Consider the following 20,818-nt stretch of genomic DNA (forward strand, 5'->3'; position numbering starts at 1 on the left):
CATGCTGAATAAAAGCATCAAATTTTTAATAGAGAATAAACTCGTAGCTGTTCTGTTACTCGTCCTTTTTGTAGGTTGGGGAACTGTGAATGCCCCTTTTAATTGGGATACTGGGTTTTTACCAAGCAACCCTGTGGCCGTCGATGCCATTCCAGATATTGGCGAAAACCAACAAATTGTTTTCACGAAATGGGAAGGTCGTTCACCCCAAGATATTGAAGACCAAATTACTTATCCTTTAACGACGTCTTTATTGGGAATTTCAGGTGTAAAAACCATCAGAAGTTCGTCCATGTTTGGGTTTTCAAGTATCTATATCATTTTTGAAGAAGATGTAGAATTCTATTGGAGCCGAAGTCGCATATTAGAAAAACTCAATTCCCTACCTAGTGGATTATTACCCGAAGATGTGAATCCAGCGTTGGGTCCAGACGCCACAGGTTTAGGACAAATTTTTTGGTACACATTAGAAGGTCGTGATAAAAACGGAAACGTTACTGGTGGTTGGGATTTGCACGAATTGCGAAGCATTCAAGATTACTACGTAAAATATGCCTTATCGTCGGCAAGTGGCGTTTCTGAAGTGGCTTCCATTGGTGGTTATGTTCAAGAATATCAAGTAGATGTGAACCCGGAACTGATGCGTCAATACAATGTGGGGTTAGACCAAGTTGTAAAAGCCGTTAAGGAAAGTAATAAAGATATTGGTGCGCAAACATTAGAAATCAATCAAGCCGAATATTTAGTGCGTGGTTTGGGTTACGTAAAATCTATTGCAGACATAGAAAATGCTGTTGTTGCTTCCGAAGATTTCACATCCCTAAAAATTAAAGACATTGGTAAGGTATCATTAGGGCCTGCAGCACGACGCGGCATATTAGATAAGGAAGGTGCAGAAGTTGTTGGAGGCGTTGTTGTGGCACGTTATGGTGCAAATCCGATGGAAGTTATCAACAACGTCAAAGAAAAAATCAACGAATTAAGTTTTGGATTGCCATCCAAAGTTTTAGCAGATGGTAGTACATCCCAACTGACTATTGTGCCATTTTACGATAGGAGTGAACTGATTCAAGAAACTTTAGGCACACTAAACGAAGCCTTAACTTTAGAGATTTTAATTACCATTTTGGTGATTATCATTATGGTATTTAACCTTCGCGCTTCTATTTTAATTTCTGGCTTATTACCAGTTGCGGTTTTAATGGTATTTATCGCCATGAAACTCTTCAATGTCGATGCCAATATTGTGGCACTTTCTGGTATTGCCATTGCTATTGGAACCATGGTGGATGTTGGTGTCATACTTTCAGAAAACATCATCAGGCATTTGGAAGTTGAACGTGAAAAGCGAACAGTTCAAAGTGAAAAATTAAAAATTAAAAATGATTATAGCGACGCAGATTCTGAAGATGAGATTCTTCACGCTGTTCAGAATGACAAACGTTCAATAAACCAAATGGTTTACAACGCCACAGCTGAAGTTTCTGGTGCCATTGTAACCGCAGTAATGACAACCATTATTAGTTTCATTCCTGTATTTACTATGATTGGAGCCGAAGGCAAACTATTCAGACCATTAGCCTTTACAAAAACCTTTGCATTAACCGCTTCCCTTATTGTGGCTTTATTTATAATTCCACCTTTTGCAGCCTATTTATTCCGAAGAAAAAGCATCAAAACGCGTTTTAGTTACCTTATAAATGCAGCTTTAATAATAGCAGGAATAATGGGTCTTATTTATGGTTATTGGTTAGGAATCATTTTGATAGGTTTTGGAATTTCAGGTCTATTAAAACTTCAAAATATTATTGATGCAAAGCGCGCAAATATTATTAATATAATCATTTCTGCAGCTGCTATCGTGTTCCTTTTAGCTGAATATTGGAGACCATTAGGAGTCGATAAAAGCATCTTTTGGAATCTCATTTTTGTAAGTGTCATTTGTTTTGGATTGTTGGGTGGTTTTATGTTATTCCGAAGTTATTACACGCGTATTTTAAGATGGTGTTTAGATAATAAACTATTGTTTCTATCTGTTCCAACGGCGATTGTAATGGCTGGTTTTTTCATCATGAAAAACACAGGAAAAGAATTTATGCCTTCATTAAACGAAGGTTCTTTCTTATTGATGCCAACCTCAATGCCACATTCTGGAGTTGAAGAAAATAAACGGGTGTTACAGCAATTGGATATGGCCGTTGCCAGCATTCCAGAAATTGAAACCGTTGTTGGTAAAGCAGGTAGAACCGAATCGGCTTTAGATCCGGCACCTTTATCGATGTACGAAAACATGATTCAGTATAAACCGGAATATATGCTGAATGATGATGGCGAGCGTCAGCGTTATAAAGTGAATGAGGATGGTTTGTTTGAATTGACCGATGGACGATTGGCGTACGATGGAAGTGAAAGATTCAAGGAGACGTCAGGTCGAGTGTCACGAGGCACGAGTGATGTATCGAGACCCAATACTTCTCGATACAATTCTGATAAAAAATCAGAATCACTCGAAGTGACAACTGGCGTTAAACAATCTCAACTAATAGAAGACAACGATGGTGAATTCTACCGAAACTGGCGACCAGAAATTACATCACCTGATGATATTTGGAATGAAATTGTACGAGTCACCAAATTACCAGGTGTAACGTCAGCACCAAAACTACAACCTATTGAAACCCGATTGGTCATGCTTCAAACAGGCATGCGAGCACCCATGGGAATCAAGGTAAAAGGACAAGACTTAAAACAAATTGAAGCGTTTGGCGTGCAATTAGAAACGATATTAAAAGAAGCTGAAGGTGTTAAAAAAGAAGCGGTTTTTGCCGACCGTATTGTTGGGAAACCGTATTTGCTAATTGATATTGATAGAGAAAAAATTGCCCGTTATGGTATTTCTATTCAAGATGTGCAAGACGTAATACAAGTCGCAGTTGGTGGCATGGTACTAACCCAAACCGTTGAAGGCAGAGAACGTTATGGTGTTCGTGTGCGTTATCCAAGAGAATTGCGCGGGAATCCGTCTGATTTAGAACAAATTTATATTCCTGTTTCAACAGGTAGTCCTATTCCTTTAAGTGAATTGGCAAGCATTCGTTATGAACAAGGTCCACAAGTGATTAAAAGTGAGGACACCTTTTTAGTCGGTTATGTATTATTTGACAAGCAAGCTGGTTTTGCAGAAGTAAGTGTTGTTGAAAACGCACAAGCTTTAATACAAAGTAAAATAGCTTCTGGTGAATTGATTGTACCTAAAGGGATTAATTACCAATTCACAGGAACCTATGAGAATCAGTTGCGAGCCGAAAAAACCTTATCGGTTGTTGTGCCTTTAGCTTTAGCAATTATCTTTTTGATTCTGTACTTCCAATTCCGTTCTGTATCCACGTCTTTAATGGTGTTTACCGGAATTGCGGTTGCCTTCGCAGGTGGATTCATCATGATTTGGTTGTATGGACAAGATTGGTTTTTAAACTTCAATGTCGCTGGAGAAAATATGCGCGACCTGTTTCAGATGCATCCAATTAATTTAAGTGTGGCCGTTTGGGTTGGGTTTATTGCGCTCTTCGGAATTGCAACTGATGATGGTGTGGTTATGGCGACTTATTTAACGCAAACATTTGATAGAAATACGCCAGAAAATAGAAAAGAAATTAGAGCATCTATTGTGGAAGCCGGCGAAAAACGCATCAGACCCTGTTTAATGACTACAGCAACCACCATTTTAGCATTATTACCCATTTTAACATCTACAGGACGCGGAAGTGACATCATGATTCCGATGGCTATCCCAAGTTTTGGAGGCATGTTAATTGCACTAATCACCTTATTTGTGGTTCCAGTATTGTATAGCTGGAGGGCGGAGTTGAAAGTGAAAAACTAAAAGTGAAGAGTGAAAAGTGAAAAGTGAGAAGTGAAAAACTAAAAGTGAAGAGTGAGAAGTGAAAAATTAAAAGTGAAGAGTGAAAAGTGAAAAGTGAGAAGTGAAAAACTAAAAGTGAAAAGTGAAAAGTGATAAGTGAAAAACTAAAAGTTTAAAGTTATGAGTAAAAGCATTTTAAAAGATAAAAGTTATGCCTTTGCAGTTTTGGTAGTAAAGTTGTCCCAATTATTGGTAAATGAGCGAAAAGAATATGTTTTAAGCAATCAGTTTTTGAGAAGTGGAACTGCAATTGGCGCATTAATTCGTGAAGCGGAATTTGCTCAAAGTAAGGCCGATTTTGTACATAAAATGAGTATTTCACTGAAAGAAGCTAATGAAACATTGTATTGGTTGGATTTGTTGAAAGATACTGGTTATATACATGAAGACGCACATCAATTACATGTTGGTTTTAATAAAGAATTAGTTGCCATGTTAGTAAGTTCTATTAAAACCACTAAATCAAAAATTCAAAAATGAAACAGTTTATAAACATATTACGAATACGAGTTTTTAGTTTTCCGCAAGTCACCTGTCCTTTGCGAATTGTTTTGATTTGTAGTTTTTCACTTTTCACTTTTCACTCTATGAGTGCTCAAGATTTAAACACCCTCATAAACGAAGCTCTAGAGAACAATCCCGAAATTCAAAAGGTTGATTTTCAATATCAAATTGCTTCCGAAAAAGTAAACGAAGTCAACAGTTTGCCAAACACCGAATTTAATTTGGGCGTTATGGCTGTGAAACCTGAAATGGAAATGCCTATGGAAAACTTTAGGGTATCCGTTATGCAAATGCTGCCTTGGTTTGGTACTATAACTGCACGAGAAAATTATGCGACTTCTATGGCTGATGCGCAATATATAGACATCACCATAGTCAAACGGAAATTAGCGGTGTCTGTGTCGCAATTCTATTATCAACTGTATGAAATAAGCGCCAAACAAGATGTTCTTGATGACACTATTAGCTTATTAAAAACCTATGAGCAATTGGCATTGACTTCGGTAGAAGTCGGCAAAGCATCAGCCGTAGATGTCTTACGTTTACAGATTAGACAAAACGAATTACAACAAGAGAAAGAGGTGTTAAATCAACAACATATAGGTATTCAAGCTGCTCTGAATAGTTTACTAAATCGGGACTACGATGTTGAGGTATCTGTGGTTTCAACCATGAAAATTCCGGAAAGCGACAATTTCTTTAGCTATGATAGTTTATCTATAAACCCAGAATTACTCAAGTATGACAAGTTGTATCAATCTGTGGAACAGTCCGAATTACTAAACCAAAAAGAACGTGGACCCATGATAGGTTTTGGTGTGGAATACATTAATCAAGAAAATAGCCCCATGATTACCAGTTCCTATAAAGATATGGTAATGCCCATGCTGACGGTTTCTATTCCCATTTTCAATAAAAAATACAGCTCACAAAGCAAGCAAAATGAATTACGAAAACAGGAAATACAATCTCAAAAGGCGGAACGCTTAAATATACTGAAAGCGGAACTGTCGAAAGCCATTTCGCAGCGTAATCAGTCACGAATTAAATTCGATACGCAGGAGAAAAATCTAAAACAAGCCAAAGATGCTGAAAGGATTTTAGTGAAAAGCTATGAAACAGGAACCATTGATTTTAATGATGTTTTGGATATTCAGGAATTACAATTAAAATTTCAGATGAATCAAATAGAGTCCATAAAAACTTATTACGTTCAAACGATACTTATAAATTATTTAACGAGTTAATTTTCGTATTTTAAGATTGAACAGGCCTGTTAGTTCTAAACTATATTATTAACATTAAAAACAGCACATTATGACGTATTATTTTAACAAAACAGTAAAAGGAAATTTTAATGACGCTATAGAAAACGTAACAGAAGCACTCAAAACGGAAGGCTTTGGCGTTTTAACGGAAATTGATATTAAAGCAACGCTTAAAAAGAAACTGGATGTCAATTTTAACGACTACAAAATTTTGGGAGCATGTCATCCAACGTATGCGCATAAAGCACTATTGGCAGAAAATAAGATTGGCACCATGTTACCTTGTAATGTTATTGTACAGAGGTTGGAATCTGGCGATATTGAAGTTTCCGCCGTAAATCCTATGGCTAGCATGCAAGCTGTAGAAAATGATGATTTAAAGGGGATTGCCGAAGAAATAACCAATAAATTGAAATCGGTTATTGATACGCTTTAATTAACAAACCAGACCTAAAAGACCTAACAGGTTTTTGAAACCTGTTAGGTCTAAATAATAACACAAATAAAAATGAAACATCAACCTTTTGAAGCAGAACATTTTTTCCATCTATACAATAGAGGGAACAACGATGAAAACATTTTTTTAGAACAAGAAAACTATAGCTATTTCTTGGTTTTAATGAAGAAGTATTTGCTTTCTGTAGCGGATGTTTACAGCTATTGCTTACTACCAAATCATTTTCATGTTATTATAAAATTCAAAGAGGAATCGCAACAAGAAGTTGGTAAAAATAATAGTAAAATCAGTTTGCACCAACCTATTTCAAACATGATGAACGCTTATACTAAAGCCATTAACAAAAGGTATAATAGAAGAGGAAGCTTGTTTCAAGAACATTTAAAGCGAATAAAAATTACAGAAGAGAATTACTTGAGAAACCTTATTATATATTTAAATACAAATTCTACCCATCATCAAATAGAAGATTATAGAACATATAAACATTCATCTTATGATGCCTTGATAAGCGATCAAGAAACGTCTATAAAAAGAGATGAGGTAATAGAGCTATTTAGTGATGTGAATAATTTTAAGCATGTATTAAGTTCCAAAAAGTTGAATATTGAGACGTTGCAGGAATTAATTTTAGAATAAAAAAATAAACCAGACCAGACCTAACAGGTTTCAAAAACCTGTTAGGTCTATAAAACAACAAAAATGAAACACACATATCACATACACGGCATGACTTGCAACGGTTGTCGCAGTCACGTTGAAGACATACTTTCTAAAGTAGAAGGTGTTTCTAATGCAACCGTCAATTTAGAAAAGGCAGAAGCTACGATTGAAATGACATCGCATATTCCTATTGAAACCTTTCAAGAGGCTTTGAAAATGGATGGTGACACTTATACGATTCACATTCAGAACGATGACGAGATGAAACACACATATCACATACACGGCATGACTTGCAACGGCTGTCGCAACCACGTTGAAGACATACTTTCTAAAGTAGAAGGTGTTTCAAAGGCAAGCGTCAATTTAGAAAAGAAAGAAGCTACCATTGAAATGGCATCGCATATTCCAATTGAAACATTTCAGGATGCCTTAAAAAACGATGGTGGAAGTTATAGCATTCATAAACTTGGAGAAAAGCCATCTCAAAATGCAAAAGTAGAAATACCTAAAGGCAAAGGTACTGGAACATTTTATTGCCCCATGCATTGTGAAGGCGATAAAACCTATGACAAAGCTGGCGATTGTCCAGTTTGTGGAATGGATTTGGTAGAGGAACAAAACCTAGCAACTTCTAATGCAGAACAATGGACTTGCCCAATGCATCCAGAAGTTATAAAAGACGAAGCAGGAGATTGTCCTATCTGCGGAATGGATTTAGTGCCTATGGAACCCGACTTGTCTTCAGAAGAAAAGACCTATAAAAAACTCTTGAAGAAATTTTGGATAGCATCCATATTCACCTTGCCGATTTTCATCATTGCCATGAGTGAAATGCTCACCAACAATCCATTATACAACCTTATGGATCAAGTCAACTGGAATTGGGTACAGTTTGTATTGTCCATTCCAGTGGTATTTTATGCTACTTGGATGTTTTTTGAACGTGCTTACCGAAGCATCAAAACGTGGAACCTCAATATGTTCACGCTTATTGGTATTGGAGCTGGTGTGGCATGGTTATTTAGTGTGTTTGGGATGTTCTTTCCTGACTTTTTTCCAGAACAATTTTTATCAGAATCTGGCGCAGTTCATGTCTATTTTGAAGCTGCAACGGTTATTTTAACCTTGGTATTACTAGGGCAATTGTTAGAAGCACGTGCGCATAGTAAAACCAATTCAGCCGTAAAAGAATTGTTAAAACTGGCACCAAACAAAGCCACAAAAGTTGTAGATGGCGAAGATGTTGAAGTAAGTATTGATAAAATAGAATTAAACGATATTTTAAAAGTAAAACCAGGTGATAAAATACCTGTTGACGGTTCCATAACCGAAGGTGAAACTACGGTTGACGAATCCATGATTTCTGGAGAACCAATTCCTGTTAACAAAACGGTTGGTGATAACGTAAGTAGTGGTACCATAAATGGGAATCAAGTGTTCCTGATGAAAGCTGAAAAAGTTGGAAGCGACACCTTACTTTCTCAAATTATCCACATGGTTAACGATGCGAGCAGAAGTCGCGCGCCCATTCAAAATTTAGCCGATAAAGTGTCTGGTTATTTTGTGCCAGTTGTGGTTATCATTTCATTAATAACCTTCGTAGTTTGGGCCATTTGGGGACCAGAACCTGCTTATGTGTATGCCTTTGTGAATGCTATTGCGGTTTTAATTATTGCCTGTCCATGCGCATTAGGATTGGCAACACCTATGTCTGTTATGGTTGGTGTTGGGAAAGGCGCTCAAAATGGTGTGCTGATTAAAAATGCCGAAGCCCTCGAAAAAATGGACAAAGTAGATACTTTAATTGTAGATAAAACAGGAACCATTACCGAAGGCAAACCCACCGTGGAAAAAGTTGGTGCTTTTGGAAATGAATATTCCGAAGAAAAAGTCCTTCAATATATCGTGTCCTTAAATAGTAATTCTGAACATCCATTAGCTGAAGCAACCGTTAAATATGGAAAAGATAAGAATGCCGAATTATTGAAGTCTACTGATTTTAGTGCTGTAACAGGTAAAGGTGTTGAAGGAACCATAAACGGTAAAACCGTAGCATTAGGAAACCCTAAAATGATGGAACATGCAAATGCTGAAATTTCTTCGGAAATGGAAGACGAAGCAAAAAGCTATCAAAAACAGGGTAAAACCGTTTCTTATTTAGCCATTGGCGAAAATGTTGTTGGTTATGTCGTCATTGGCGATAAAATCAAAACCACAAGTGCCAAAGCCATTAAACAGCTTCAGGACAAAGGAATTGCGGTTATTATGTTAACAGGCGATAACCACAATACAGCACAAGCGGTTGCAACGGAATTAAATCTTGCCGATTTTAAAGCCAGCATGTTGCCTGAAGACAAATTAAAGGAAGTCGAAAAACTTCAAAAACAAGGTAAGGTGGTTGCCATGGCTGGCGATGGAATCAACGATGCGCCTGCCTTGGCCAAAAGTGATGTTGGTATTGCTATGGGAACAGGAACTGATGTCGCCATTGAAAGCGCTATGATTACTTTGGTTAAAGGTGATTTGCACGGCATTGTAAAAGCCAAAAACTTAAGTCATGGTGTTATGAAAAATATTAAACAAAACCTGTTTTTTGCGTTAGTGTATAACACACTAGGCGTTCCAATAGCGGCAGGCGTTTTATTTCCGTTTTTTGGATTATTACTATCGCCAATGATTGCAGCACTGGCCATGAGCTTTAGTTCGGTTTCTGTTATTGGGAATGCGTTGCGCTTACGAAGTGCAAAAATTTAATAATTAATGCAAAACGAATTAAAATGAAAACAATGAGTTATCTAAAGTATAAATTTAGCACGAAACCAAACCTAACAGGTTTTAATCCCGATAGCTATCGTGGACTGTTAGGTTTCAAAATTCCGATAACGATTATGGACTATTAAAGAACAACAAAAATTTAAACGACTATTAATTTAAAAACTTAAAATTATGAATACGCTAAAAGATACAAGCAAAAACGGAATGAGCAATTACACAAAATTCTTTCTAATGTTGGTTTGCTCATTTATAGCCATGTATATTACCATGTACTTAAACACTTATGAGTTTGACCATGTCTGGTTCAGTTTAACCAGATTTTATATGGTCTGTTTAGGCATTGCAGCCATGGCCTTAATTATGTTCTTCTTTATGAAGACTATGTATAAGGATAAAAAGAAAAATCTGGGAATAATCATTGGTAGCATCGTCCTTTTTCTTGGTGCTTTAGGTTTGGTACGTGACCAAAAATCAACCGTTGGCGATGTGTTATGGATGAAAGGTATGATTCCACATCATTCCATCGCAATTTTAACAAGTGAACGCGCAGATATCAAAGACCCAGAAGTCAAAAAGTTAGCAGAGGATATTATTGAAGCACAGCGAAAAGAAATTGAAGAAATGAAGGCAATGATTAAGCGTTTGGAAAATGAAAAATAAGTACAATCCTAATCCAGACCTAACAGGTTTCAAAAACCTGTTAGGTCTTGGTCAAAAAGAATAAATTATGAAAAAATATAGCATTTACATCGCAATTTTAGGAGTAGGATTACTTTTAGGTTGGTTAATTTTCGGTGGAAAATCCAATAATGAAACTGAACACAATCATGATGCCGTAACAGAAATCAATCAAATGTGGACCTGTTCTATGCATCCACAAATTATGCAACCCGAACCTGGCGATTGCCCTATTTGTGGCATGGATTTAATTCCTGCAGAAGCTGGTGCAGATGGTTTGTTAGCCGATCAGTTCAAGCTCACCGAAAACGCCATGGCTTTGGCAAACATTCAAACCTCTATTGTTGGAAGTGGGCAAACAGAAGGTAATACCATCAAATTATCTGGAAAAATTGTGGAAAATGAAGAGGCAAATGCCGTACAAGTCAGTTATTTTTCAGGACGGTTAGAACGCTTGAACGTGAATTCTACAGGCGAAGAAGTTCGTAAGGGTCAGTTATTAGCAACTATTTACTCGCCAGAACTGTATGCCGCACAACAGGAACTCATTACAGCCTCGTCTTTAAAAGAGTCGCAACCTGCTTTATACAAAGCGGTTCGTAATAAATTGAAGTTATGGAAATTGTCTGAAAGCCAAATCAATCAAATTGAAACATCGGGAAACGTACAAGAAAATTTTCCTGTGTATGCAACTGTTTCTGGTACGGTTTCAGACAAACTGGTTGAACAAGGCGACTATGTTAAACAAGGTCAGCCATTACTTAAAATAGCCAATCTCAATACGGTTTGGGCGAGTTTTGATGTGTATGAGAATCAAATTGATTTATTTAAAAAAGGTCAGGAGATTTCTATAACAACAAATGCTAATATTAATGAAGACATTAAGGCGAAAGTCGATTTTATAGACCCGATTTTAAATACCCAAACACGGACTGTAAAATTAAGAGCGGTTTTAAATAATAAAGAGAATATCTTTAAACCAGGTATGTTTGTTGAAGGGCAAATTAAAGGTGTTACTTCAACTAAAGATGAGGTTTTAACCATTCCAGCTTCAGCCGTTATGTGGACAGGTGAACGCTCTGTGGTATATTTAAAAACCGATCCTAATCAACCCATTTTTGAAATGCGTAACATTACTTTAGGTACTAAAATAGGTGATAACTACCAAGTTTTAGAAGGCTTATTTGCTGGAAACGAAATCGTAACCAACGGCACATTTACCATAGATGCCGCAGCACAATTACAAGGGAAAAAATCCATGATGAATAAAGCGTCAGGTCACGAAGCACATCAAAATAGGGAAGAAACAGCTTCAAATGAAACTAAAGCGCCTTTCAATTTGAATGAAAGAGTCAACGTACCAAAAGCATTTCAAAATCAATTAAAAACCGTTTTTAATGACTATATCCAATTAAAAGATGCTTTAGTTGAAGATGATTCCAAAAAGGTACAAAGCAAATCAAAAGAACTTATAGAAAATACAGCTAAAGTGGATATGAAACTTCTAAAAAATAATGATGTTCATAACCATTGGATGGCTTTAGAAACCGACATAAAAGCGGCAGCCATAGCCATTTCCAAAACGACAGATATTAAAGTTCAAAGAACTAATTTTAAAAGCCTATCAAGGCAATTAACCAATGCTATTGAAGTCTTTGGTATTAATGAAAAAGTGTATCATCAATACTGTCCGATGGTAGATAATAATAAAGGCGCCTATTGGTTAAGTAAGGAAGAAACCGTTTTCAATCCGTATTTTGGAGACGCTATGCTTACTTGTGGCGACGTAAAACAGGTAATAGAATAAGTAAACACAATAATTAATAATTAAATTTTAAACTATGAATTTTTCAAACAAACACGTAATTTTAGGTGTAGCGCTATTAGCAGCTATAGGTTTCACAAGTTGTAAAAACGAAGCGAAACAAGAAACAGAAACAACAACCGAAGTATCACAAGAACTAGCTATGGCAGAGGTTTCTTTTGGTGTAAGAGGTAATTGTGGAATGTGTAAATCCACTATTGAAAAAGCCGCGAATGGTGTGGAAGGTGTGTCTATTGCCATTTGGGACGTTGATAAAAAGAAAATCGATGTGACTTATGATAATGAAAAAACAAACGAAATGGCCATTCACAACGCCATTGCAGCATCGGGTTACGATACGGAAAAAGCAACAGGTGATTTAGATGCTTACGAAAATTTACCAGGCTGTTGTAAATATGACCATGATATGGAAATGAACCAATCTGGTGACATGAAAGCGGAAGATCATACTAATCACGACGGTTAATTCTTAAATAATGAAAAAAGGCTGACTAAAACTTATATTTTAGTCAGCTTTTTTATATAAAAACGTACGCATATTTTCGTGAAAAGCTTAATTCACAGCAACGCATTACACGACTATAAAAGTTGGAGGTGAGCGCCTAATTTCAGTATCAATACCAGCGCAACGGATTGCTATTTTCAAATAAAAGGATTACTTTCGATTTTATCCATTTTACAGCTACGTTATATTTACACAAAAGTTCAATATGAGATACGACTCCATTCCAAATACCTTATTCAAAAAAAACAGAACGAACTTTATTTCTAAAATGCAACCTAACACCATTGCTATTTTAACATCTAACGATGTAAAACATAACAATGCCGACGATGTTATGGGTTTTACGCAAAACAACGATTTATTTTATCTCTCTGGAATTGATCAAGAAGATACGATATTAGTGCTTTATCCGGATGCCTACAAAAAAGAAAATAAAGCCATTTTATTTATCAAGGAAACCAATGAACAGATAAAAGTTTGGGATGGTGAAAAACTCACCAAAGAACAAGCCATAGAAATTTCAGGAATTGAACGTGTTGAGTGGATTCATGATTTTGAAATGACCTTACAATACATGGCTTTTGAAGCCGATGGGTTTTATCTAGGACATAATGAACATTTAAAACGAGTTACCAAGGACCAAGAAACGCAACAAGACAGAATGATTAAATGGTGTAAAGAAAAATATCCTTTGCATGATTATTATCGCGCTGCAAAAATAACAAGAGCGCTACGCCCCATAAAACATGAAGAAGAAATTCTTCAAATTAAGAAGGCTGCAGCTATTAGCGTTGTTAGTTTTATGCGCGTTTTAAAAGCGTGCAAACCAGACATAAAGGAATACGAATTGGAAGCCGAATTATCCTATAATTTAATACAATCGGGCGCAACCCGACATGCCTTTAAACCCATTGTGGCTTCAGGAAAAAATGCCTGTGCTTTGCATTATAATGCAAACGATGCCTTATGTAAATCTGGCGATATGATATTATTGGATTTTGGCGTTTGCTATGCCAATTATAATAGTGATACAACCCGTTGTTTTCCGGTAAACGGTAAGTTTTCAGCAAGACAAAAAGAGGTTTATTCTGCTGTTTTAAAGTGTTTAAAAGAAGGGAGTGAATTATTAAAACCTGGTGTTTTACCTTCAGATTACGAAACTCAAATGGCGCGATTGGTGGAAACTGAATTGATAGCTTTAGGGTTATTAAACGCTGATGAGGTTGCAAATCAGGATCCAGATAAACCCTTGTATAAAAAATATTTTATGCATGGTACGGCACACCATATTGGATTAGACGTGCATGATGTTGGGTTGTATTCACGACCTTTAGAAGCGGGAATGGTACTCACTTGCGAACCTGGGATTTATATTCCTGAAGAAGGTATTGGTTGCAGGTTAGAGAATGATTATCTCATTACAGAAAATGGAACTATAAATTTAACAGAAAAAATGCCAATCGAAATTAGTGATATTGAAGCATTAATGACCAAATAATAAATAAGATGATAGGAATAGGAGGATCAACAATAGAAGCAGAGTTAAACGCTATTAAACCAACAGCACATTTGATTAAGCCCATAAAAAAAGAAGAATTTCAACAGCGTATTGACAAGGCGTGTCAGTTAATGCAAGATCAAAATATACCAGCGATGTACTTGAATGCTGGGACCAATTTATTTTATTTTACAGGCATGAAATGGAGTGCTAGTGAGCGCATGGTAGGTGCTTTATTATTTCCAAATGGAACCCTTATTTATATAGCGCCTGAATTTGAAAAAGGAACCATATTAGATTTTATGCTCATTGAAGGGACTATTGCATGTTGGATAGAACATGAATCGCCTTACAAGCTATTTGTAGACATCCTGAAAAATAATGGGGTAGAAGCAGGAAAAATTGCGATGGATGAATCCACACCCTTTTTTGTAATTGATGGCATTAAAAATGCGCAAAACGCTTATAATTTAATCAACGCAAAATCCATTACGGCTGGGTGCAGAATGGTAAAGTCTGAAACAGAAATTGCAATTATGCAACATGCTATGGATATTACGCTGGAGGTTCAAAAAGCGACAGCTCGAATTTTACGCGTAGGGATTTCGGCAAAAGAGGTTACAGATTTTATTCATGAAGCGCATAAAAAGCACGGCATTCCAACAGGTTCATATTTTTGTATCGTGTTGTTTGGTGTCGATTCCTCGTTTCCCCATGGCGTCAAAGCGCCTAAAGATTTAGCAGAAAACGATATGGTATTGATTGATACCGGTTGTATGCTTCATGATTATCTTTCAGATATTACCAGAACCTATGTTTTTGGAACTGCTAATGAGGAGCAAACCCGTATTTGGAATATCGAGAAAGAAACACAATTGGCTGCTTTTAAAGCGTCTCAATTAGGAAATACCTGTGCAGACATTGATAAAGCAGCTCGCGTTGCTTTAGAAAAACATGGTTTAGGCCCTGATTATAAATTACCGGGATTACCACATAGAACAGGTCATGGCATTGGTTTAGGAATTCACGAATGGCCTTATATTGTTAAAAACGACCACACGGTTTTAGAGCCAGGCATGACGTTTAGTATTGAACCTATGATTTGCGTGCCAGATGCGTTTGGAATTCGTCATGAAGACCATGTATATATGACAAATTCGGGACCAAAATGGTTTACTCAGCCCATCCATAGTATAGATAACCCTTTTGGTTATTAATTTAATTGTTTAGTAATAAACCATTAGATTTCCATTTTATATACAAATTATTAGACTTCTATTTCGCCTTCTTTTCGGGAGGCGGTGTAGTTTATATCCATTGCGAACGTGAAGGCTATTCAGCTAACCAACCATCTATAATGGTGTAAATTTCTTGTTTCGTTTCTGGCTTAAAGCTATTGATTCTTGTGGTATGACTTCCTTTAGGATTTATATATTTATAAACGGCTCTTTTTGAAGCGTCTTCAGTAAGCTCTACGGCCGTTGCACTCCAAGAATCGTATTCACCATAAATAAACAACATATCTTGAGCCGAAGTATCTAAAAAGGTTTTAATATCCTGCATCGGTTTTAAATTATATGTTTTGCTAATGCCTTCAGGAAAAGCCCAATCGAATTTATAAATTTCTTCGGTATTTAAATACGTTTTAAATGGTGCCGTTTCATATCCGTAAATGCCTTGTTCGGTTAGTGCCGCCCAAAAATAAGGTTGTAAACTAGCCACGGATTGTTCTTCAAAAAAGCCATAACCAACCACATCTATTAAATGCTTGTATAGTTCTTCCACTTTAACATCTCCAGATGGAATACTATCAACTGATGTTCCCCATTGCCAAAAGGCGAATGAATATTCTAAAATTGTGTAATCTATGGCGTTTTCAACCCCAAATTCCCAAGAGAATCCTTTTTCTTGACCCACTTTTTTCATCATTTCTAACAGCGCCTGTCTATTTTCAAAACATAAATTTTGAAAGGCCTTAATTTTCTCACGATCGTCTTTAGTGCCAACACTTTTTAGAAATGAATATACTCTTGGATCTTCACGTTGGTAATTTAAAGGTCCCACATAACAGACACTGGCATCTACCGTATTTGGAAAATACCTTCTGTGTGCCATAGTCGTTTGGCAGCCTTTAGAGATTCCTGTCGTAACAAACTTCGCGTCGGGATAGAGCATATTTTTAATTTCATTGATAATAAAATTCTGATCTTTTGCCGCATTTTCAACGGTTAAGGTATTCCAGTCAATGTTTTCAGGACGCGAATCATTAAAATAGCGATGCTCTATAGTTAACTGATTGGCTTGATAATGATTGGCGAGTTCCCCAGCTTTTTCAGAACCAATACCATAACCGCGAAGCTCAACAATTACGGGTTTGTTAATATTTTCGAAACCTAAAAAAACACGTTGCTTAAAAGTGCCTTTGGTTAAATCATTATGATCTATGGGCTGTTGAAACCAAATTTCATAGTTTTCATCAAAATGACTAACGGCTTCCCTTTTTTCAATACGCACCACATTTTTCAGGCTTGCTAATTTCTCGAAGATTGATGTTTCAATAGTCGATTCATTCGCCGTTTGCATTGTTTTACAACTCACGAATACTATTGCAGTAGCTACTATAATAAAGGCTTTGGTCACTTTCATCGTTGTAGTATTTAGGCTTGTTTTATGTTTTTTGAATTGGGTCATTGCTATAAATTTCAGGTTCTAAATATACTCATATTATAAGCAAACATGCCTTCCATTCTTAATTTCAGCAGGACTTTAACAATTTAAAAAAAACCTGTTGATTTCATCTGACGAAATCCTACAATAAAGTTATAATGCTTTTTTTGTTAAATTCTTCGTGGGTTCGGAATTAATCACTCAACACATACAACCTAGAGGTTAATGCAAAATTAATTAACTCGCCAATGGTTACCAGGTTCAGTTTTTTTCTGATGTTTTGTTTGTGTTTTTCAACGGTTAGCACCGAAATATTTAGGGTAGCGGCTATTTCTTTACTTAATTTCCCCGAGGCTAGGACGACCAAAATTTCCTTTTCACGCTTGGTTAGTGTTTTTACTAAGGCTGCATTGGCATCAGACGGTTCTAGATTTTCCTGAAATTTTTTAAAGTTTAAGAGCGCCAAGTTTATGGTTAATTTCAGCTGATTAAGATTAAACGGTTTAAGAATATAGGCAAATGGCATCGTTTTTTTTGCGCGCTCCACAATATCTGTATCGGAATAAGCGGTAAGATATACCACGGGAATTATTTTGGTTTCGCTAATTTTTTCTATAATGTCTATACCATCCTTATCCGATTTCAGGTTGATGTCTGAAATAATCAAGTCGTAATTATTTTTTAAAAATAGCGCTATGGCACTTTCATAGTTTCTTGCCACATCTATTTGCGCAAATTGATCTTTGTTTAAGGACAATTGGAGGTCCTTGGCAATTATCAATTCATCTTCTATTAGTAATATGTGTAACATAATTTTATGTGCTTTACTTATACATTTTTTAAGGGTATGTTTATTATATTTTTGGTTCCAAAATGACTTTCTATAGTTATTGAACCATCTACTTGTGTAACCATATCTCGCACTAGATCTAGGCCCATGGAATTGGATTTGGTATCGGTTTCCGTATAGCCTTTGCCGTTATCGTTGACTATCAATGTCAAAACATTGTTATTTTCTGAACAGGTTACAGTAACCAAATTAGCTTCGCTAAAGGTGCTAAATGCATGTTTCGAGATGTTTGTAATTAGTTCGTTTAAAATTAAGCCGTATACCGTTGTATTCAAATTATGTAATTCAAAAGGTTTAATTTGGTATTGCATTCTAAATTTTAATTGTTCCGATTCGCCCAAGGCCTCCAATATGTTATTGCACAAATTAATCGTGAATGTTTTTATTTCAATAGTCTTGGAATCCAGTTTTAGAGCATCTTCCACAAAGGCAATGGCCAAAATTCTGTTTTTTGCAACTTGCAAGGCTTCATGTGCCAAGTCATCTTGAATAAGTCGTGATTGTATGTTTAATAAACTAGAAACAATTTGTAGGTTGTTTTTTACGCGATGTTGTAATTCCCGCATTAGAAATTTTATATTTTCTCTTTGCGAAATTGAAACTTTATAAGCTTCATTTAACGCATCATTTTTTGCTTGCACTTCCTTTGTTCGTGCTGTTACGGTCTTTTCTAATAAGTGTTTTTCTTGATTTAAGCGATAAGTTTTGTAGTAATAGAAACCGAAAATTAAGCCTAAAAGAAAGAGCAGGATTACTATGTTAAAAAGCGTAGTTTGATACCATGGCGGTACAATGGTGAGTTGCATGGTGTCTTCATGGGGGCTCCACATTCCGTTTGCATTTGTGGCTTTAACTTTAAAGGTATAGGTTCCTGGATTTAGGTTGGTATAAGTAATGTTGTTGTTTTTGGTGATGGGTCTCCAGGATTCATCAAACCCTTCCATATAATAGGCATAATCTACTTTATCCGAATTGATGAAATTGATAGCCCTATAATTAAAGGTCAATACGTTTTCATCACTATTAAACACCATATTGTTACTATAAAGCTCATTTCTATTTATGTCTGTATTAAATAACTCAATAGACTCAATATGTACTTTTGGTAAAAACGGACTTGTTTTTATAGTTGTTGGCCGGAATATATTGATGCCATCTATTCCACCAAAATAAAAGGTGCCATTCCTGTCCTTGAAACCTGCTTTTCCATTAAATTCATTGTTTTGAAGCCCATCATTTTGCGTGTAATTTGTAAAGGTATTGTTGTCTGTATTTAGCACAGAAATACCATAATTGGTACTAACCCAAATATTATCCTTATCATCCGCTATTACGGTGTAAATAAAGTCGTTAGGAAGGCCTTTTTGCTTATAGTAAATAGTGGTATTTAAGGTCATGATATTTAATTTGGTTAATCCAACACTAGTGCCAAACCACATGTTTCCTTTTGCGTCTTCTGCGATACCGAAAACACGGTTGCTACTCAACTTCTTGTCATTTTCATCTGCGGCTGTAAGTTTTTGAGTCTGTCCGTTTTTGTTTAACTTAAAAACACCTTCATCTGTACCTAACCACAGATTGTTTTTAGAATCTACGAATGACGTACGCGCTCTGTTCAACGGTTTATTATTAATGCGATATTCCGAAAAAGTATTGGTTTCTATATTGTACATATACAGTCCACCAGACCATGTGGCCACCAGCAGTTCGGTTTTAGAACGTGGTGTAATTTGTATAACATCACGATTTGATATGCCGTTATTTGCACCTTTTACTTCTAAAAATCTATCGGTTTCTGAATTATATTTTAATAAGCCCGTTGTAAATCCACCAGCCCATATAGTGCCATTAAAATCTTTGATTAAGGTGTAAATTAATTCGTCTCTATAATTTTGATACTGCTTAAATTTTTGTGTTTTGAAATCATATTTAATAATACCTACCGTGCTCCCTATGAGTAAGGTGGAGTCTTTAAGCGGAAGAAATTGAAAGGAACTTATTTTTTTTGAAGCTGAAAAGCCAGGTATTTTTAACTTGAGCGTTTTAAATTTTTCCCGATAGCTATTAAAATGAAACAAACCCTCGCCATCTGTGGCAAACCATAAATTTCCTTCGTTGTCACCTTTAATATCATTAATTTCAATGGGTGTGAAACTCATATGATTTTGATCAGCAAATACATGTTTTACTAGATTTTGTTTTTTAATAAAATAAGTATAAGCCCCGGAATCTGCACCTATTAAAATCCGATTATTTTGGCCTGTATAAAAACAATTCACGCCATCATTATTGATAATAATGTTTGTTTTATTTGTTTGCAAATCATAACTATAAAAACCTATATCTGTACCAATGTACATTGTGCTATTTTTAATAAAGATTGCGTTGTGAGAGCTGTCGTCTAGCATTTTGAAGTTGCTTATAACGCCACTTTTCATATTGTAATTTAAAAGGCCAGATGCTGTAGTTGCTAGTATATAATTATCTGTATTTAAAGCAAACACATCTTGAACGTAATTTTCAATCTTGCTTTTTGGTAGGTTCTTGGTTTTAAGTGTTTTATTTTCTCGATTGAAAATCATGAACGCATTCCGAAAAGAAAACAATAGTACTTTTTCACCTAAAGGGCGAATTTTATAAGATGTATTTGTATTTAAAACTTCCACATTTTTTGAAAGCTCAATAAATTTATCTGTAGACAATTTCAATCCAAAAATTCCTTTGGAGTTGGAGGCTATAAAAAGTGTGTCGTTTGCTATATATAAATCCCTAGCGTGATCTTCTGGTATACTTAAGGAATCCAAAGGGTTGTTGTTGTAAACTTTAAAATCTGCACTATTATAACGGTGTAAACCATCTTCCGTAGCTAACCAAAGATAATCCAAACTATCTTGAACCAAGGCTTTTACATTAAGCTGTATTAAACCTTCCTTTTGGCCTATTTGTTTAATTTTTAATGTGTCTACGTGCACATCATTTTGACCTACAGCATAAAATACTGAAGAAAATAGCGCAAAAAAAACAATATATATTTTAAACAAGTTCTGAAAAATTGGGTATAACAAGTAACAAAATTTTGAATTGAATATAAAAACAATCTACTTATAATTAAGTATTTACTTTCAAATATATGTGCTTAACCATTATCACTCTGTAATATTATATAGTTTTTTTTATTTCTATATTGCCTTAAATAAAGTGTA

15 protein-coding genes are annotated in these 20,818 nt (G+C 35.7%); 12 read left to right on the plus strand and 3 right to left on the minus strand.

Going from position 1 to position 20,818, the window contains the following annotated elements:
• Window position 1: 1 nt before the first annotated feature.
• From GMA17_RS02995 to GMA17_RS03045, 12 genes are all read left to right on the plus strand, one after another.
• Window positions 2–3,883, plus strand: a complete 3,882-nt coding sequence (locus GMA17_RS02995) for an efflux RND transporter permease subunit (RefSeq protein ID WP_248398993.1) — start codon at window positions 2–4, stop codon at window positions 3,881–3,883.
• Between the two features lie 159 nt (window positions 3,884–4,042).
• Entirely contained in the window at window positions 4,043–4,402 is a 360-nt protein-coding gene (locus GMA17_RS03000; protein WP_248398995.1) for a four helix bundle protein, read from the plus strand.
• A 107-nt stretch (window positions 4,403–4,509) separates the two neighbouring features.
• On the plus strand, window positions 4,510–5,673 hold the full coding sequence (locus GMA17_RS03005; RefSeq protein WP_248400609.1) for a TolC family protein: 1,164 nt from the start codon (window positions 4,510–4,512) through the stop codon (window positions 5,671–5,673).
• A 70-nt stretch (window positions 5,674–5,743) separates the two neighbouring features.
• On the plus strand, window positions 5,744–6,130 hold the full coding sequence (locus tag GMA17_RS03010; RefSeq protein WP_248398997.1) for a DUF302 domain-containing protein: 387 nt from the start codon (window positions 5,744–5,746) through the stop codon (window positions 6,128–6,130).
• A gap of 72 nt (window positions 6,131–6,202) precedes the next feature.
• Window positions 6,203–6,790 (plus strand): transposase, encoded by a 588-nt coding sequence (locus GMA17_RS03015; RefSeq protein WP_248398999.1) that lies wholly within the window; start codon window positions 6,203–6,205, stop codon window positions 6,788–6,790.
• Between the two features lie 63 nt (window positions 6,791–6,853).
• Window positions 6,854–9,571, plus strand: a complete 2,718-nt coding sequence (locus GMA17_RS03020; RefSeq protein ID WP_248399001.1) for a heavy metal translocating P-type ATPase — start codon at window positions 6,854–6,856, stop codon at window positions 9,569–9,571.
• Window positions 9,572–9,594: 23 nt separating this feature from the next.
• Window positions 9,595–9,717, plus strand: a complete 123-nt coding sequence (locus GMA17_RS15375) for a hypothetical protein (RefSeq protein ID WP_256476145.1) — start codon at window positions 9,595–9,597, stop codon at window positions 9,715–9,717.
• A gap of 46 nt (window positions 9,718–9,763) precedes the next feature.
• Complete coding sequence (locus tag GMA17_RS03025; RefSeq protein ID WP_248399004.1) at window positions 9,764–10,252, plus strand: DUF305 domain-containing protein; 489 nt, start codon at window positions 9,764–9,766, stop codon at window positions 10,250–10,252.
• A gap of 67 nt (window positions 10,253–10,319) precedes the next feature.
• A complete protein-coding gene (locus GMA17_RS03030) occupies window positions 10,320–12,077 on the plus strand; it encodes an efflux RND transporter periplasmic adaptor subunit (protein ID WP_248399006.1) in 1,758 nt (585 codons plus the stop codon).
• 34 nt (window positions 12,078–12,111) lie between these two features.
• Window positions 12,112–12,561, plus strand: a complete 450-nt coding sequence (locus tag GMA17_RS03035) for a heavy-metal-associated domain-containing protein (protein WP_248399008.1) — start codon at window positions 12,112–12,114, stop codon at window positions 12,559–12,561.
• Between the two features lie 244 nt (window positions 12,562–12,805).
• Window positions 12,806–14,098 carry an aminopeptidase P family protein gene (locus GMA17_RS03040; protein WP_248399010.1) on the plus strand — a complete coding sequence of 431 codons (1,293 nt, stop codon included), beginning with the start codon at window positions 12,806–12,808 and terminating at the stop codon, window positions 14,096–14,098.
• 8 nt (window positions 14,099–14,106) lie between these two features.
• Window positions 14,107–15,315 (plus strand): Xaa-Pro peptidase family protein, encoded by a 1,209-nt coding sequence (locus tag GMA17_RS03045; protein ID WP_248399012.1) that lies wholly within the window; start codon window positions 14,107–14,109, stop codon window positions 15,313–15,315.
• A gap of 115 nt (window positions 15,316–15,430) precedes the next feature.
• Here GMA17_RS03045 and GMA17_RS03050 read toward each other — a convergent pair whose 3' ends face one another.
• The 3 genes from GMA17_RS03050 to GMA17_RS03060 all read right to left on the minus strand — a co-directional run bounded on the left by GMA17_RS03050 (window position 15,431) and on the right by GMA17_RS03060 (window position 20,680).
• On the minus strand, window positions 15,431–16,744 hold the full coding sequence (locus GMA17_RS03050; RefSeq protein ID WP_248399014.1) for a S28 family serine protease: 1,314 nt from the start codon (window positions 16,742–16,744) through the stop codon (window positions 15,431–15,433).
• 214 nt (window positions 16,745–16,958) lie between these two features.
• Entirely contained in the window at window positions 16,959–17,576 is a 618-nt protein-coding gene (locus GMA17_RS03055) for a response regulator transcription factor (RefSeq protein WP_248399016.1), read from the minus strand.
• Between the two features lie 17 nt (window positions 17,577–17,593).
• The gene (locus GMA17_RS03060) at window positions 17,594–20,680 is read right to left on the minus strand and encodes a two-component regulator propeller domain-containing protein (RefSeq protein WP_248399018.1); all 3,087 of its coding nucleotides are present in this window, start codon (window positions 20,678–20,680) and stop codon (window positions 17,594–17,596) included.
• Window positions 20,681–20,818: the final 138 nt, after the last annotated feature.

It is taken from the genome of Bizionia sp. M204, assembly GCF_023205095.1.
In the GTDB taxonomy this organism is placed as follows: Bacteria; Bacteroidota; Bacteroidia; order Flavobacteriales; family Flavobacteriaceae; genus Algorimicrobium; species Algorimicrobium hallyeonense.

Coding starts and splice junctions, on each gene's coding strand:
- GMA17_RS03020 (WP_248399001.1), top strand. CDS start 6,854: ATGAAACACACATATCACATACACGGCATGACTTGCAACGGTTGTCGC.
- GMA17_RS03010 (WP_248398997.1), top strand. CDS start 5,744: ATGACGTATTATTTTAACAAAACAGTAAAAGGAAATTTTAATGACGCT.
- GMA17_RS03015 (WP_248398999.1), top strand. CDS start 6,203: ATGAAACATCAACCTTTTGAAGCAGAACATTTTTTCCATCTATACAAT.
- GMA17_RS03050 (WP_248399014.1), bottom strand. CDS start 16,744: ATGAAAGTGACCAAAGCCTTTATTATAGTAGCTACTGCAATAGTATTC.
- GMA17_RS03040 (WP_248399010.1), top strand. CDS start 12,806: ATGAGATACGACTCCATTCCAAATACCTTATTCAAAAAAAACAGAACG.
- GMA17_RS03000 (WP_248398995.1), top strand. CDS start 4,043: ATGAGTAAAAGCATTTTAAAAGATAAAAGTTATGCCTTTGCAGTTTTG.
- GMA17_RS03055 (WP_248399016.1), bottom strand. CDS start 17,576: ATGTTACACATATTACTAATAGAAGATGAATTGATAATTGCCAAGGAC.
- GMA17_RS02995 (WP_248398993.1), top strand. CDS start 2: ATGCTGAATAAAAGCATCAAATTTTTAATAGAGAATAAACTCGTAGCT.
- GMA17_RS03025 (WP_248399004.1), top strand. CDS start 9,764: ATGAATACGCTAAAAGATACAAGCAAAAACGGAATGAGCAATTACACA.
- GMA17_RS03030 (WP_248399006.1), top strand. CDS start 10,320: ATGAAAAAATATAGCATTTACATCGCAATTTTAGGAGTAGGATTACTT.
- GMA17_RS03045 (WP_248399012.1), top strand. CDS start 14,107: ATGATAGGAATAGGAGGATCAACAATAGAAGCAGAGTTAAACGCTATT.
- GMA17_RS15375 (WP_256476145.1), top strand. CDS start 9,595: ATGAAAACAATGAGTTATCTAAAGTATAAATTTAGCACGAAACCAAAC.
- GMA17_RS03035 (WP_248399008.1), top strand. CDS start 12,112: ATGAATTTTTCAAACAAACACGTAATTTTAGGTGTAGCGCTATTAGCA.
- GMA17_RS03005 (WP_248400609.1), top strand. CDS start 4,510: ATGAGTGCTCAAGATTTAAACACCCTCATAAACGAAGCTCTAGAGAAC.